21 protein-coding genes are annotated in these 14,490 nt (G+C 63.8%); 13 read left to right on the top strand and 8 right to left on the bottom strand.

What is annotated here, in order from left to right:
- Genes rpsR through rpmB form a run of 4 tightly spaced genes read right to left on the bottom strand, consistent with a single transcriptional unit; the run spans position 1 to position 981 of the window.
- Positions 1 to 258: a 30S ribosomal protein S18 gene (rpsR, locus tag CPI83_RS08205; protein WP_003946414.1), complete on the bottom strand. Its 258-nt coding sequence runs from the start codon at positions 256 to 258 to the stop codon at positions 1 to 3.
- 9 nt (positions 259 to 267) lie between these two features.
- On the bottom strand, positions 268 to 573 hold the full coding sequence (gene rpsN / locus CPI83_RS08210; protein ID WP_019744735.1) for a 30S ribosomal protein S14: 306 nt from the start codon (positions 571 to 573) through the stop codon (positions 268 to 270).
- Positions 574 to 575: 2 nt separating this feature from the next.
- Entirely contained in the window at positions 576 to 740 is a 165-nt protein-coding gene (gene rpmG / locus CPI83_RS08215; protein ID WP_019744734.1) for a 50S ribosomal protein L33, read from the bottom strand.
- A gap of 4 nt (positions 741 to 744) precedes the next feature.
- On the bottom strand, positions 745 to 981 hold the full coding sequence (gene rpmB, locus CPI83_RS08220; protein ID WP_020908631.1) for a 50S ribosomal protein L28: 237 nt from the start codon (positions 979 to 981) through the stop codon (positions 745 to 747).
- A 104-nt stretch (positions 982 to 1,085) separates the two neighbouring features.
- Here rpmB and CPI83_RS08225 point away from each other — a divergent pair, with 104 nt between their 5' ends.
- From CPI83_RS08225 to CPI83_RS30945, 9 genes are all read left to right on the top strand, one after another.
- Positions 1,086 to 2,339 carry a GTP-binding protein gene (locus CPI83_RS08225; RefSeq protein ID WP_080945702.1) on the top strand — a complete coding sequence of 418 codons (1,254 nt, stop codon included), beginning with the start codon at positions 1,086 to 1,088 and terminating at the stop codon, positions 2,337 to 2,339.
- Positions 2,336 to 2,590 (top strand): type B 50S ribosomal protein L31, encoded by a 255-nt coding sequence (locus CPI83_RS08230; RefSeq protein WP_003946367.1) that lies wholly within the window; start codon positions 2,336 to 2,338, stop codon positions 2,588 to 2,590. The genes CPI83_RS08225 and CPI83_RS08230 overlap by 4 nt, the downstream gene beginning before the upstream one ends.
- Positions 2,590 to 2,763 carry a 50S ribosomal protein L32 gene (rpmF, locus tag CPI83_RS08235; RefSeq protein WP_007727540.1) on the top strand — a complete coding sequence of 58 codons (174 nt, stop codon included), beginning with the start codon at positions 2,590 to 2,592 and terminating at the stop codon, positions 2,761 to 2,763. Before CPI83_RS08230 ends, rpmF begins: the two co-directional genes overlap by 1 nt.
- An 18-nt stretch (positions 2,764 to 2,781) precedes the next feature.
- Positions 2,782 to 3,393: a trimeric intracellular cation channel family protein gene (locus tag CPI83_RS08240; protein WP_003946409.1), complete on the top strand. Its 612-nt coding sequence runs from the start codon at positions 2,782 to 2,784 to the stop codon at positions 3,391 to 3,393.
- Between the two features lie 70 nt (positions 3,394 to 3,463).
- Complete coding sequence (locus CPI83_RS08245; protein WP_003946387.1) at positions 3,464 to 4,150, top strand: response regulator transcription factor; 687 nt, start codon at positions 3,464 to 3,466, stop codon at positions 4,148 to 4,150.
- A gap of 65 nt (positions 4,151 to 4,215) precedes the next feature.
- The gene (locus CPI83_RS08250) at positions 4,216 to 5,595 is read left to right on the top strand and encodes a HAMP domain-containing sensor histidine kinase (RefSeq protein WP_020908630.1); all 1,380 of its coding nucleotides are present in this window, start codon (positions 4,216 to 4,218) and stop codon (positions 5,593 to 5,595) included.
- Between the two features lie 226 nt (positions 5,596 to 5,821).
- Positions 5,822 to 7,291, top strand: a complete 1,470-nt coding sequence (locus tag CPI83_RS08255; protein ID WP_229756543.1) for a trypsin-like peptidase domain-containing protein — start codon at positions 5,822 to 5,824, stop codon at positions 7,289 to 7,291.
- An 80-nt stretch (positions 7,292 to 7,371) separates the two neighbouring features.
- Complete coding sequence (locus CPI83_RS08260; protein WP_176720912.1) at positions 7,372 to 7,869, top strand: MogA/MoaB family molybdenum cofactor biosynthesis protein; 498 nt, start codon at positions 7,372 to 7,374, stop codon at positions 7,867 to 7,869.
- A 6-nt stretch (positions 7,870 to 7,875) separates the two neighbouring features.
- Positions 7,876 to 8,052: a hypothetical protein gene (locus CPI83_RS30945; RefSeq protein WP_020908628.1), complete on the top strand. Its 177-nt coding sequence runs from the start codon at positions 7,876 to 7,878 to the stop codon at positions 8,050 to 8,052.
- A 60-nt stretch (positions 8,053 to 8,112) separates the two neighbouring features.
- Here the strand turns inward: CPI83_RS30945 and mscL are convergent, their stop codons facing one another.
- The 4 genes from mscL to CPI83_RS08280 form a co-directional block, all read right to left on the bottom strand.
- Entirely contained in the window at positions 8,113 to 8,535 is a 423-nt protein-coding gene (mscL, locus tag CPI83_RS08265; protein ID WP_029255923.1) for a large conductance mechanosensitive channel protein MscL, read from the bottom strand.
- 99 nt (positions 8,536 to 8,634) lie between these two features.
- Positions 8,635 to 9,381, bottom strand: a complete 747-nt coding sequence (locus CPI83_RS08270) for an SAF domain-containing protein (RefSeq protein ID WP_198586339.1) — start codon at positions 9,379 to 9,381, stop codon at positions 8,635 to 8,637.
- Between the two features lie 77 nt (positions 9,382 to 9,458).
- Positions 9,459 to 9,770, bottom strand: coding sequence for an FmdB family zinc ribbon protein (locus tag CPI83_RS08275; protein ID WP_003946378.1), 312 nt, complete (start codon positions 9,768 to 9,770; stop codon positions 9,459 to 9,461).
- A 111-nt stretch (positions 9,771 to 9,881) separates the two neighbouring features.
- A complete protein-coding gene (locus CPI83_RS08280) occupies positions 9,882 to 10,460 on the bottom strand; it encodes a 5-formyltetrahydrofolate cyclo-ligase (protein ID WP_021332313.1) in 579 nt (192 codons plus the stop codon).
- Between the two features lie 59 nt (positions 10,461 to 10,519).
- On the opposite strand from CPI83_RS08280, the gene CPI83_RS08285 reads away from it, so the two are divergent.
- The 4 genes from CPI83_RS08285 to glpR all read left to right on the top strand — a co-directional run bounded on the left by CPI83_RS08285 (position 10,520) and on the right by glpR (position 14,475).
- Positions 10,520 to 11,431 carry a UTP--glucose-1-phosphate uridylyltransferase gene (locus tag CPI83_RS08285; protein ID WP_019744725.1) on the top strand — a complete coding sequence of 304 codons (912 nt, stop codon included), beginning with the start codon at positions 10,520 to 10,522 and terminating at the stop codon, positions 11,429 to 11,431.
- Positions 11,432 to 11,556: 125 nt separating this feature from the next.
- Positions 11,557 to 12,816, top strand: a complete 1,260-nt coding sequence (gene glp, locus CPI83_RS08290; RefSeq protein WP_003946353.1) for a gephyrin-like molybdotransferase Glp — start codon at positions 11,557 to 11,559, stop codon at positions 12,814 to 12,816.
- A 21-nt stretch (positions 12,817 to 12,837) separates the two neighbouring features.
- Positions 12,838 to 13,473, top strand: a complete 636-nt coding sequence (locus CPI83_RS08295; RefSeq protein ID WP_007727523.1) for a GNAT family protein — start codon at positions 12,838 to 12,840, stop codon at positions 13,471 to 13,473.
- A gap of 267 nt (positions 13,474 to 13,740) precedes the next feature.
- On the top strand, positions 13,741 to 14,475 hold the full coding sequence (gene glpR, locus CPI83_RS08300) for a gephyrin-like molybdotransferase receptor GlpR (protein ID WP_020908625.1): 735 nt from the start codon (positions 13,741 to 13,743) through the stop codon (positions 14,473 to 14,475).
- Positions 14,476 to 14,490 lie beyond the last annotated feature (15 nt).

Raw genomic sequence — 14,490 nt, forward strand, 5'->3', positions numbered from 1 at the left:
CTACCGTGCGGCGGTGAAGGGGAGCAACGCCATTTCGCGTGCGTTCTTCACTGCAACGGCGACCTGACGCTGCTGCTGCGGGGTCAGGCCCGTGACGCGACGGCTGCGGATCTTGCCGCGGTCCGAGATGAACGTGCGAAGCAAGTTGATGTCCTTGTAATCGACATGCGTGATCTTCGCTGCGAACAACGGGTTCTTCTTGGGCTTACGACCCTCTACGGGGCGTGGCTTCTTCGACGGTGAACGCTTGACTGCCATCCGACTTCCTTACCAGCTCGACTTGTGTACGCCAGGCAGTTCCCCACGGTGCGCCATTTCTCGCACGCGAATCCGGGAGAGCCCGAACTTCCGCAGGTGGCCGCGCGGACGTCCATCCGCAGCGTCTCGATTGCGCAATCGTACCGGACTGGCATCGCGTGGTAGACGTTGCAGGGTCGCTTGGGCCTTCGCGCGCTCCTCGGGTGAGCTTTTCGGGGAGCGGATTGCCTCCTTGAGCGCCGATCGCTGCTCCGCGTATCGCTCGACGATGACCCGTCGCTGGTTGTTCTTGGCGATCTTGGACTTCTTGGCCATGCCTACTTCTCTTCTCGGAAATCGACGTGCTTGCGCACCACGGGGTCGTACTTCTTCAGTACGAGTCGATCGGGGTCGTTGCGACGGTTCTTGCGGGTCACGTACGTGTACCCGGTGCCCGCGGTGGACTTGAGTTTCACGATCGGGCGGATCTCGTTGCGTGCCATCTGCTCAGACCTTCTCGCCGCGCGCGCGGATCCGGGCGACGACGGATTCGATGCCGTCGCGGTCGATCGTCTTGATGCCCTTGGTCGAGAGGGTGAGCGTGATTCGACGACCCTCGCTGGGCAATACGTATGTCTTGCGCTGGATGTTCGGGTTCCAGCGACGATTCGAACGCTTGTGGGAGTGCGAGACGGATTTTCCGAACCCCGGCACACGTCCGGTCACTTGGCAGTGAGCCGACATGGGTGTTCCTTTCAACTTGCAGATGACAATCGTTTTCGACAATGCGGTGAGATCAATGTAGCGTTCAACCTCGGTAATGACAATCATTCCCAGAAAGGTCCGCTGTGAACACGATCCTGGACGGCAGGACTCCGCTGGTCCTGGTCGCCGGCATGAGCGAATCCACTCCACACACCGCACGAGCGTTGCTGCGAACCGGAACTGTTCTGGTTCACCACGACCTGAGCCACGTCCGTGAAGGGGTGGTCCGGCGGACGGTCACCTCGATGACCGGGGGCACCGGGTCTGCCGGCACGGTGTCCGAACGCGAGACGATCCTCGAGCTCGCGCACGGCTGCGTCTCCTGCACCCTGCGCGAAGACCTGCTGCCGCTGCTGCGTCGCCTTCACTCGCACAGTTCGGTCCAGCGGATCGTCTTGCTGCTCGACCGCCAACTCGAACCCGAAGCGCTGTGCTGGGCGATCGAGCATGTCGTCGTGACGGGCGTCGTCGGCCAAGTGGACGGACCGGCGCAGCGTGACGTCCGCGTCGACGCCGTCGTGACATGCATCGACGCCCAGACCTGGCTTGCCGACGCCACCGGCGACGAAGCTCTCGACGACGACCGCACCCTGGCTCAAGTCGTCGTCGGGCAGGTCGACTTCGCCGACGCTCTGGTACTGCGCGGGTCCGATGGACTCGACGGCTGGCAGCGGTCCCGCTTGAACGCGGTTCTCGCGCGCATTGCTCCGCGCGTACCCGTCTTCGATGAGGGAGACGACATCGAGGCACTGCTCCTCGAGGTGCCTGCGGATGCGCGACGCGGTGAGCTGGCCGACGCTCACTCACCGCTGTTGCGTCGTCAGCCGCCGCTCGACGATGACGGCGGAGTGATGCTCGTCGAGTTCACCGCGAACCGGCCGTTCCACCCCGAGCGTCTGCACGAGGCGATCGACGTCCTGCTCGAAGGTGTCGTCTATTCCCGGGGGCGCGTCTGGGTGGCGACTCAACCGGGCGAAGCGCTCTGGCTCGAATCGGCGGGCGGTGGCCTGCGAGTTGCCAGCGCGGACACCTGGCTGGCCGCGATGACGCCGCAGCAACGCGAGCGCGTTCCAGCCGAGCGCCGTGCGCTCGCGGCCCTGAAATGGGACGAGCGTTTCGGCGACCGTGATACCTCGATGGTGGTTCTGACTTGCGGAGCCAATCCGCTCGAGATCGACCGAACGCTGCAGCACGCCTTGGTCACCGACGAGGAGTTGGCCGACGAAGCGTCGTGGACCACCTGGGAAGACCCGTTCGGAGAGTTCCACGAAGACCCGTGCGACGAATCCGAATCACCTTATGCCGAAACCGAATCAACGCGAGAGGGAAACGAATGAAGAAGCAGATGCACCCCGACTACCACCCCGTGGTGTTCCAGGACGCCAGCACCGGCAAGAGCTTCCTGACCCGGTCGACCGTGACGAGTGAGCGCACCGTCGAATGGGAAGACGGCGGCACATACCCGCTGTTGGTCGTCGACGTCACGAGCGACTCGCACCCGTTCTGGACTGGAGCACAACGAGTGATGGACACCGCCGGACGCGTCGAGAAGTTCGAGCGTCGCTACGGAAAGCGCAAGGCACTCTGATGGCCGTTCCCAAGCGGAAGATGTCGCGTTCCAACACACGCAGTCGCCGTGCCCAGTGGAAGGCGACTGCGCCCGATCTGGTCGAGGTCACGGCCTTCGGCCAGACCCACCGGGTTCCTCGGCGACTGGTCAAAGCAGTTCGACTCGGGGTGATCGACCCGAGCCGCATCTGACCGTGCGATCCTTGGCCGGTGCTGCTGAGGATCCTCGAACTGGTGGGCATCGTGGCGTTCGCGGCCTCGGGTGCCCTGGTGGGCGTCACCAAGCGACTCGACATCTTCGGGGTGTGCTCGGTCGGTGTGTTCACCGGCATCGGCGGCGGTATCGTCCGCGACGTCCTCCTCGGCGTCCATCCGCCCAGCTCGCTGAGCAGTTGGCCGTACTTCGGAACGGCCGCCGCCACCTCACTCGCCGTGTTCTACCTACACGAGCCGCTCAATCGACTGCGTCGTGAAATCCTGGCGCTCGACGCGCTGGGGATGGGCTTGTTCGCGAGTACCGGCGCCGTCATCGCGCTGGACAACAACGCCAGTTCGCTGGCGGCGACGTTGATCGGTGCGACCGCGGCGATCGGCGGCGGAGTGATCCGCGACGTCCTCGTCAACGAGGTACCGCTGCTCCTGCACAAAGACCTGTACGCGGTTCCCGCACTGCTCGGCGCTGCGTTGGTGGTCACAGTCTCGCAAGCCGGACTGTCCACCAACGCCGCGCTGGTGTGCGGCACGGCGTTCGCCGCGGTGTTCAGACTGCTTGCGTTATGGCGTCATTGGAGCCTGCCCGGGCCCAGGCGAACCCGGGACTGACCGCGACACGCCGGAGGCCGGAATCGGACCCTCTCAGCCGCATCTCAGCACTTCAGTCCAAACTGTCGGTATGCGTATTTTGGTGGTCGACGACGACCGGGCGGTTCGCGAGTCGCTTCGGCGGTCGCTCAGCTTCAATGGCTACACGGTCGAGCTCGCGGTCGACGGGCTCGACGCACTCGAGAAGATCCTCGCCAACCGGCCAGACGCCGTCGTGCTCGACGTCATGATGCCGCGACTCGACGGACTCGAAGTGTGCCGTCGTCTTCGCAGTGCCGGCGACGACCTGCCCATCCTCGTGCTCACCGCCCGCGATTCGGTCAGCGAGCGAGTCGCCGGCCTCGATGCCGGAGCGGACGACTACCTGCCCAAGCCCTTCGCTTTGGAAGAGTTGCTTGCCAGGTTGCGTGCACTACTGCGTCGCACCGCGCCCGATCTGGACGCCGATTCCGAAATGATGGCGTTCGAGGACCTCACCCTCGACCCGGTCACCCGTGAGGTCAAGCGCGGTGAACGATCGATCAGCCTGACTCGTACCGAGTTTTCCCTTCTCGAAATGCTCATGGCCAACCCGCGCCGCGTGCTCACCCGTGGACGCATTCTCGAAGAGGTGTGGGGGTACGACTTCCCGACGTCCGGCAACGCGCTCGAGGTGTACGTCGGCTACCTGCGTCGCAAGACGGAAGCCGACGGCGAACCGAGGTTGATCCACACTGTCCGCGGAGTCGGCTACGTCCTGCGGGAGACGCCTCCGTGATCACCGCTCCGTTCGGCAAGAACGCCGAACCGAAGAAATCCTCCACCACCCAAGCGTCTGTCGAAATGCGCCCGCCGATGCCACTGACCCGTTCGGTGTCATTGCGTTGGCGTGTGACGCTCCTCGCTGCGTCGGTGGTGGCCATTGCCGTCGCAGTCATGGCGATCGCGGCGTATGCGGTGGTTTCGCGTGCGCTCTACGCGGACGTCGATCACCAGTTGCGTACCAGGGCGGCGGTGCTCATCGACAGCAATGTCGTGCGATTCGATCCTCGCTACATCTCCGGTGCGACGCTGTACACCACCGACATCAGTGTGGCCCTGATCTTCTCGGACCTGAGCACGTACCAGCCGCCCGGTTCCGACGTGCCGATCGGCGAGGCCGAAGATGCCGTAGCGCGTGGCGAATCGGATTCTTCGCTGCGAACCGTCGACGGTCAGCGAGTGCTTGCTCAACGAACCCATGACGGAAGCACTTTGGTGATCGGTCAGCGGCTCGCGCCGACCGTTGCAGTACTGGACCGACTGGCCTGGGTGCTCTTCGTGGTCGGCGGGTGTGGCGTCATACTTGCTGCGGTGGCGGGTACTACCGTGGGCCGCACCGGTTTACGGCCCATCGCCAGGCTGACTGCCGCCACCGAACGCGTTGCACGGACCGACGATCTGACGCAGATCCCCGTTACCGGCAGCGACGAATTAGCGCGCCTGACAGAGAGTTTCAACACGATGCTGCGGGCGCTCGCCGAGTCTCGTGAGCGTCAGTCGCGCCTCGTTGCGGACGCCGGACACGAGTTGCGCACACCGTTGACTTCGTTGCGTACCAACATGGAATTGCTGATCGCGTCCAGTCGCCCCGGTGCGCCGCAGATTCCCGACGAGGACATGGCGGAACTTCGTGCCGACGTCGTCGCGCAGATCGAGGAACTGTCGACTCTGGTCGGTGACCTTGTCGATCTGGCCCGCGAAGACGCGCCCGAAACCGTGTACGAGCGCGTAGACGTCAGCGACGTCGTCGAGCGTGCGCTCGAACGAGCGCGGCGCAGGCGCAACGAAATCGAGTTCGAAGCGGTCACCACTCCGTGGTACGTCTACGGAGATCAAGCGGGCCTGTCGCGTGCGGTGCTGAACGTCCTCGACAACGCTGCGAAATGGAGTCCGAAGGGCGAACAGGTACGCGTCGAAATGCGTCCGGTCGGCCAAGGATTGTTGGAATTGACCGTAAGTGATGCGGGACCCGGCATTCCGGAGGAGGATCGGGAGTTGGTGTTCGATCGTTTCTACCGGTCGACCGCGGCACGTTCGATGCCGGGATCGGGTCTGGGACTTGCGATTGTGCGTCAGGTCGTCGTCAAGCACGGCGGCACCATCGCGATCGACGAATCCGATCGTGGGGGAGCGCTTGTTCGTATCGTGCTTCCCGGCGAACCAGGGCCGAGTGCCGAGTAGCGTGTTCTGTAGACCCGTTGGTCCCGTACTTCGGTGACTGTCGTCACGAGTTAATGCGTTCGGCCCGAGAGTCTTTCGCGCCGAACCGACAACACCGGATTTTCACGTCGAACTCTGGGTAAAGTGACAGGCACGTCTCAGCGCCTTCTCAGCAGCGCAAGGCAGCATTGTCGGCAGAACAGTTGTGACTGCCCGTCCGGTGGTCACCGTAGACGAAAGCGAGCCGATGACCGAGGACCGTAACGTCGGGCCGACCCGGCCCGAGCAGCCCAACAGCGAGCCCACCACCCAAGCGCAGCCGACAGCACCTCAGGCGCAGCCTCCCGTGCCGCCGCAGCAGCCTCAGGGGCAGGCGCCTCAGCAGCCGTACCAGCCGACCGAATCCTTTTCTCGACCCACCGAAGCCTTCGGGCAGGCGCAGCAGCAGCCCACGCAGGCTTTCGGCCACCCGCACGGTGCCCATGAGGCCGCGTACCAGCAGAGCGCCCCGTACGGCGCACCCAACCCTGGTGGCCCCGGCGGTCCGAACGGCCCGGGCGGCCACAACCAGATCCCCGCACCGCTACAGGGGCCGAACTCCGGTTCGACCACCACAAAGCCGAAGTCGGGACGCATGGCGCTGGTTGCCGGTGCTCTCGCCCTGGTCCTGGTCAGTGGTGGTGTCGGTGGCGTGGTCGGTGCCGTCGTCGCGGACCGCAACGGTGGAACCGCGACGGTCACCAACTCTCTGAACGCCCCGAAGCCCACTGCGACCAACACGTCCAATGCTCCCGCCGGCTCGGTTCAGGCCGTTGCCTCGAAGGTGGTGCCGAGCGTCGTGCAGATCGAGGTGGCCACCGCGCAGGGACAGGGCGGTGAGGGTTCCGGTGTCATCCTGTCCTCCGACGGTCTGATCCTGACCAACAACCACGTTGCCGGTGCTCAGGGAGCGCAACTTCGCGTCGCGTTCTCCGACGGAACCAAGGCCTCGGCCACCCTTGTCGGTGCCGATCCCGTCTCGGACATCGCCGTCATCAAGGTCGACGGCCGCAACGACCTCACCCCCATCGATCTCGGGAACTCCGGCGACGTTCAGGTCGGACAGCAGGTTGTGGCCGTCGGGTCCCCGCTCGGCCTTGCCGGCACGGTCACCGAAGGCATCATCTCCGCACTCGATCGCCCGGTGTCCACGAGCGGCGAGTCCGGCAACCAGAACACCGTCATCGACGCTCTGCAGACCGACGCAGCGATCAACCCCGGCAACTCCGGCGGCGCCCTCGTCAACATGGACGGCCAGCTGATCGGCATCAACACGGCGATCGCCTCGCTCGGAGCGTCGTCGGGTACCCAGGGCGGTTCCATCGGCCTCGGTTTCGCCATCCCGATCGATCAGGCACGCCGCGTCGCCGACGAACTGATCAAGACCGGCAAGGCGACTCAAGCCATGATCGGCGTGACCGTACCGTCGCAGGACAACGCCGACGGCGCAACCGTCATGGATGTCACTGCTGACGGGCCGGCCGCCAAGGCCGGTATCCCGAAGGGTGCAGTCATCACCAAGGTCGACGATCGTGTTGTCGCAGATGGTGATTCGCTGATCGCGGCAGTGCGTTCACATGCTCCCGGCGACAAGGTCTCGATCACGTACAGCGACGGCGGGCAGACCAAAACCGTCGACGTCACGTTGGGAACCGCGGCAGCGCAGGGCGGCCGATGATGTTCGGCGATCAGCAGACGATCGACCCGATCTTCGGCCAGATCGCAACGGCGTCGGGATCGGACACTACGGTAGGTGTCATGGAACTCGAAGCCACATCGGCCGGCCGCGCTCTGGTCGTCATCGTCGACGATCGCACAGCCCACGGCGACAACACCGACTCCATCGGTCCACTGGTTACGGAACTGCTGAACGAAGCGGGTTTTCTCGTCGATGCGACGGTCGCCGTCGCCGCCGACGAAGTGGAGATCCGCAACGCTCTCAACACCGCAGTCATCGGTGGCGTCGACCTCGTGATCTCGGTCGGCGGTACCGGGGTATCCCCGCGTGACGTCACTCCCGACGTGACCGCAGAGGTTCTCGATCGCGAGATCCCGGGAATTGCCGAAGCACTTCGCGCTTCCGGTCTGTCGGCCGGATCGCTCGAAGCAGGATTGTCCCGCGGCCTCGTCGGGGTTTCGGGAAGCACCGTGGTCGCCAATCTGGCGTCGACCAGACCGGCAATTCGCGACGGCATGGCAACCCTGACGGCTTTGGCGAGTCACGTCATCGCCGAGCTGTCCAGCCTCGAGGGCTGAGTCAGCTTGTCGGAGCAACCAGATACCCCGAAGAAGCCGCCAGTCGACAAGAAGCGCCTGGCGCACATCTTCGGGGACGTCTTTCCCGAGACGACGTCGGACGAGCGGGGGCCTGAAGGTTCCTCGCGATCCTCGGACGACGACTGGCTGCGCAGTCAGCGGCCCCCGCACCACGGCGGTTGAGAAGTAAATCAGGCCCTCGGACACAATGTCCGAGGGCCTGATTTGTTCTGTGAGCGCTGCCTATTCGAGCGTCTTGGCGTGGGCTCCCGTGTCGGCGCCACCGGCATTGGCGGAGAGGATGTCGCGGATCTGGATGAGCAGATCGGTTTCGCTGGCTTCCTTGTCCTCAGGCTCGGAGACGAACTTCTTCTTTGCCGCATTCGCGGGAACGATCAGCACGAAGTAGACGACCGCCGCGATGATGATGAAGTTGATGATCGCGGTGACCACGGCGCCGAAGTTCAAGAACGTCTCAGCGGTGTCACCCGTCAGCTGAATGCCCCACCCGTATTCGTTGCCGCCGCCGATCGAAGCGACGAGTGGGTTGATGATGTTGCTGGTGAATGCCGTGACGATGGCGGTGAAGGCTGCGCCGATGACCACTGCGACGGCCAGGTCGAGCACGTTTCCGCGAAGCAGGAAATCCTTGAATCCCTTGAGCATGTCGGTGTCCCCTCGAGTCTCCGATGGCAAGTGCCAGATGGTCCGTTGATACCGAACCGACTGGAAAAATCCTAGAGGAGCTTCGGACGCTTTGTGCGGTCAGCGGAATGTCACGGTGATCGCATTGGACAGGGATGCCGCGGCAACGACGTTGGCTGCCGGTGTCGGCAGAGCCAGCAGAATCACCTGTTCCTGCTGGTTACGTGTACTTTCCGACGTGGTGACCAACGCGACTACTGCTCCCGCCGCAAGAATCTGCGGGGCCTTGTCGGCAATTGATTCGTTGGGTGTGTCGGGGTGGGATGTGTCAGTGCGAGATGTGTCGGGGCCGACAGTCAGTACGTCGACGACATCCCCGCTGCGCAACATGTCCGCGACGGCCGCATCGGCAAGTCGCACGGGCACGATGCGGGCGTCGTCGGTTCCTACCGACAACCCGGCCAGCCGTGGGCTGAGAACGCGCACGTCGGTGACGGTTTCTCCGGAGCGAATCGGGCCGGCAACGGTTCTCCCGACTACCAGGTCGGTATCGGAGACAACTCCTTCCGGAAGTTGTTTCGAGTCGATCTCTCGGATCTCTACATCCGAATCCGCGATCACCTGTCCGGGAGTGAGATCGCGACTCGAGACAACTACGGCGACCATATCGGTCGCGGGATCGCCTCGGAAGAAGAGAACAACGCCGAGTGTGGCCAGCGCAACGGCTGCGATCTTGCGGACTGTCGCCGTGCGGAACCGAGTGCCGCACGTCAGTTCGACGACGCGATCGAAGGTGCTCGGGGTGAGATCGAGTTGGGCGCGCAGTGGATCGGAGCGCCTCGGCGAGCGAGAACGTGCTGACGGCATTCATGCACGTTAGGGCCGGAAGCGGTGCTTCCGGCCCTAACGATGTGAAACTGTGGACAACCCGGAGGTTGTGGAAATCAGCTTGCGGCAGCCTTCGCGGGCGCCGGCGTGCTGGTCGACGAACTCGATGTCGAAGAGGAGTCCGACTTGGACTCGGACTTCGCAGCGGGTGCCGAATCGCTCTTGGCGGGCTCGCTCGCAGTCCCGGAGCCGCCGCGGCTGTCGGTGCGGTAGAAGCCGCTGCCCTTGAACACGATGCCAACAGAGTTGAACAGCTTGCGGAGCTTGCCTGAGCAAGCTGGGCAGACCGTCAGCGAATCTTCGCTGAAGGACTGGACGATGTCGAAACGGTTGTCACATTCCGTACATGCGTATGAGTAGGTGGGCACCGGGCTTCCTCCGCACTGTGATGTTCGAGCAGCCGCGTATTTACACCGCAGCCTTTAGCACTCTACAAGTGACAGTGCCAACAGCGCTAATCAGGGATCTATTCCCGCAGATCAATCGCCTTGGAGCCGCGTGAGACCGCCGCTCGGCGTCAATGCCCATCCCATCGGAATGTCGTGGTCGTCGGCAGGCAAGGTCTCGACGAGTTCGGAGTCTCTGACAATTGCCACGAGCCGAGTCTGCGGTCCGACCGACCCGAGCGTCCGGTCGTAGAAGCCTGCGCCGCGGCCGAGGCGTGTTCCACGAAGATCCACCGCGAGAGCAGGGATCAGCATGCATTCCACGTCGGACAGGGTTTCCGGTGGTAGGACGGGTCCGACGGGCTCCCGAATGCCGTACTTCGCGGGGCGCAAACCGTCGGCACCGCTGTATTGAACCCAGGACAACGGTCCGGGTTCTCCGGTGATCGGAAGTAGTACACGCTGCGCGATCTCGGCAACGGCGTCGAGCAAGTCGGTGGATCCTGGTTCGGTGCGGGTGGGGACGTACGCACAGACGGTTGAGCCGTCGACAATCACTGAACGTATGTGCGTGATCAACGCCGCAGTTTCCGTGTTTCGAGTGTGCTCCGAGACTGCATCACGTGCTGCGAGTGCGATTTGTCGCCATTGTGCTTTTGTCTGAGGTGTCACCCCGCAACGATATTCGTCGTGCTGACCGAGCGGTAACAAGCGGCGGCTAAGGTGTTGGCATGACAGACGTTGTCGCTAGCAGCACGAGGGCCTTCCGTACGGCCGTGGTTCCCGCAGCCGGACTTGGTACGCGTTTCCTGCCTGCCACCAAGACGGTTCCGAAAGAATTGCTGCCGGTCGTGGACACACCGGGTATCGAACTGGTGGCGGGTGAAGCTGCGGACTCGGGAGCCGAGCGGCTCGTCATCGTGACGTCCCCGGGCAAAGACGGAGTGGTTGCGCACTTCGTCGAGGATCTCGTGCTCGAAAGCAAGCTGGAAGCGAGCGGAAAACTTGCTGCCCTGGCAAAGGTGCGCAAAGCGCCGGGTTTGCTCGAAGTCGATTCCGTGATTCAGGAGCAGCCCCTCGGCCTCGGGCACGCAGTCGGTTGCGTCGAGTCGGTTCTCGACGACGACGAAGATGCCATCGCGGTCCTTCTGCCCGATGATCTCGTACTCCCGCGTGGCGTCCTGGAGATCATGGCGCGAGTTCGGGCCAAGCGCGGCGGATCCGTTCTCTGTGCAATCGACGTTCCCAAGGACGCAGTGAGCGCTTACGGCGTCTTCGACGTCGAGATCGTTCCCGACGCCGTCAATCCCGACGTCCTCAAGGTCGTCGGCATGGTCGAGAAGCCGGCTGTGGAAGACGCGCCGTCGACCTTTGCCGCTGCGGGTCGCTATCTGCTCGATCGTGCGATCTTCGACGCACTTCGCCGCATCAAGCCGGGAGCCGGCGGTGAGTTGCAACTCACCGACGCCATCGCTCTCCTGATTTCCGAGGGTCATCCGGTTCACGTGGTGGTGCACCGCGGAACGCGTCATGACCTGGGCAACCCCGGCGGGTACCTCCGCGCTTCGGTTGACCTGGCACTCGACAGTGACGATTACGGTCCGTCCTTGCGTAAGTGGCTCGCGGATCGGCTCGACCGCTGAGCGTGTCGCCACGGTGGTTGCTCGCCCGATAACGCAGTATCAATGTGCTTGTCCCTTTTCGAAGGCAAGGCATCATGAGCTGACGGATATCACCGAATTTCCAGACACAGGAGGACGCGGACCAGATGCGGTCGGTTGAGGAGCAGCAGACCAGGGTTACCGCTGCTGCAGTGGCACCCCGTCCGGTTCGGGTCGCCATCTCGGAGGCGCAGGGACTGCTGTGTGCCGAGGAAGTGGTGACCGAACGCCCATTGCCGGGATTCGATCAAGCTGCCATCGACGGTTACGCGGTTCGCAGTGTCGATGTCGCCGGCGCTGGAGCCGACCTCCGCGGCGAGGACGGCGAGCCTACGGACCTCAGCTTGCCGGTGGTCGGCGAGGTGACGGCGGGCTCACGCCAACCGATCCGGTTGCAACCGCGTCAGGCCGTTCGAGTCGACACGGGCGCGCCGCTGCCCACGCTGGCCGACGCCGTGCTCCCGCTCGAAAACACCGACGGTGGTCGCGCTCGCGTTCGGATCTTCGAGCCGGTGCGTTCGGGCGATTACGTTCGCCGTGCAGGTGACGACGTCCAGCCGGGCGACGTGGCCGTTCGGGCAGGCACCATCATCGGAGCCGCGCAGGTCGGTTTGCTTGCCGCGGTCGGTCGCGACAAAGTGCTCGTCCATCCGCGTCCGCGTCTCTCCGTCATCAGCGTCGGTGGAGAACTTGTCGACGTGGATCGCACGCCGGGGCCTGGTCAGGTCTACGACGTCAATTCGTATGCCCTCGCCGCCGCAGCGCGCGATGCCGGCGCCGACGTCAACCGTGTGGGAATCGCAGGCAACGACTCGCGCCGTCTTCGCGAAGTAGTCGAAGGACAGCTGATTCGCTCGGAAATCGTTGTCATCGCCGGTGCCGTGGGCGGCGGAGCGTCCGACGAGGTTCGTGAGGCGCTTGCCGACCTGGGGACACTCGAGGTGGAGCGCGTTGCCATGCATCCGGGATCAGTGCAGGGCTTCGGCAAGCTGGGACGAGACGAGGTTCCGACCTTTCTCCTACCGTCCAACCCGGTAAGCGCACTGGTGGTATTCGAAGTCATGGTTCGCCCGCTGATCAGAATCGCGCTCGGACGCCGCCAACCGATGCGGCGAGTAGTGAAGGCGCGCACGGTGGGAACGATCACGTCGATTGCCGATCGCAAGGGTTTCCTGCGTGGTCAGCTGATGCGTGACGAAGCGACGGGGGAGTACCTGGTGCAGGCACTCGGGGGTGCGCCCGGTGCGTCCTCACATCTCCTCGCGACCTTGGCGGAAGCCAATTGCTTGGTTCTTGTCGATCGAGACGTCACCGAAGTGCACATCGGTGAAGAAGTCGACGTAGCTTTTCTCGCCCAACGTGGGTAACGCCGACCCGAGTGGGGTGTGATGTCAGTCCATCCAGGATGGCCGGAAGATCTCGGCCCACTGCGAGTGCCCGCGGGAGTGGTGACCGTCCGCCCCGTGAAGCTCCGTGACGCTGCTGTGTGGAGTCGCCTCCGCATTCGCGATCGCGAGCACCTGGAGCCGTGGGAGCCCACCGGAGAGTCGCCCTGGGATGCTCGCCACCACATCACTGTCTGGCCGTCCCTGTGCGGGAATCTTCGCTCCGAGGCGCGCAAGGGCCGGATCCTTCCCTTGGTGATCGAACTTGACGGGAAGTACTGCGGGCAGGTCACCATCGGAAATGTCGTGCGCGGCGCTCTGCGGTCCGCCTGGGTGGGCTATTGGGTCGCCTCGCACGTCACCGGTGGGGGCGTAGCCACAGCGGCCGTGGCGCTCACACTCGATCACGCATTCTCGAAGGTCGGTCTGCATCGAGTGGAGGCGACCGTTCGGCCGGAGAACGCGTCGAGTCGCGCAGTCCTACGAAATGTTGGGTTCCGGGAGGAAGGTCTTCTCAAGCGCTATCTCGATGTCGACGGCCAATGGCGTGATCATCTTCTGGTCGGAATGACCATCGAGGAAGTACCCACCACCGTCGTCGACAGATTGGTGCGGTCCGGACGCGCTTCGTGGGTGTGACCAATACGGCGCCACGAGCGTGAGAAACGCGAGCTAAACGGCAGTTACCGCTGAGTAGTCCTACTTTCGGCCGGAAAAATGTGGTTTTTGATTCAACCAGAACTTGAGACTTTTGGGACTGAACCGGAAGTTCAGTTCGGTACGCGTGTGACACATGAGTATGGTGGGGTTCGGCGCGTCGGCAACGATGCGAGGGCGTCGGCCGTTAACCTTGACTCGTCAACGGCTGGCATAGGTGCTGGTAGGTGATCGGGAGGAGGCCGCGGCATGCCTAGCTCATTCGTGTGGATCGGGCTGGTGGCCGTGTGGCTGTTCGTCCTGGTGCCGATGCTTGTCAACAAGCGCCCCAGGATCCGGCAGACGAGTGACGCGGCGCTCGCGACTCGAGTACTCCACCGCGGCGACAGCAACCCTGTTCAGCGCGGGCCGGCAGCAGGACATCGAAGCGATCCGAACTGGCAACCAGAACCAGTGCGCAGCAGCTACGACGCGGAGGACCAGATGGACACTCACGCAGAAGACGACTACACCGGCGGTCGTGCACCGGTCGGAGAATTTGTTCCCGTTCGGCGCGGCCGAGGCGGATTCGACCCCGAAGCGGATGCCATCGCCCGGGAGGCGCGGTACGCATTCCGTCAGCGGACATTGCTGGGCCTGGCATTCGTCGCGATTCTCTCGGGCGCTCTCGCATTGATCATCTCGCCGATGGTGTGGTGGTTGTTTGTGCTGACCGTGTGCGGCCTCGGTGGGTACATGGCGTACCTACGTCGGCAGGTTCGGATCGAGCAGGAGATTCGCCGCCGTCGTACCGAACGCCTCAACCGATCGCGACTCGGAGTCGAATCGCACACCGACGAAGAGTTGCGCCTGATTCCGGCGCGACTGCGCCGACCAGGAGCGGTTGTCCTCGAGGTCGACGACGAAGATCCGGTGTTCGATCACCTGGATCACTACGAAGAAGAGATCAGGCACACCGAGATGCGTCGCGCGTCCGGTCAGTGACCTATCTCGGTCGAT

Origin of the sequence: Rhodococcus sp. H-CA8f (assembly GCF_002501585.1) — a bacterium.
GTDB classification, from domain to species: domain Bacteria; phylum Actinomycetota; class Actinomycetes; order Mycobacteriales; family Mycobacteriaceae; genus Rhodococcus_F; species Rhodococcus_F erythropolis.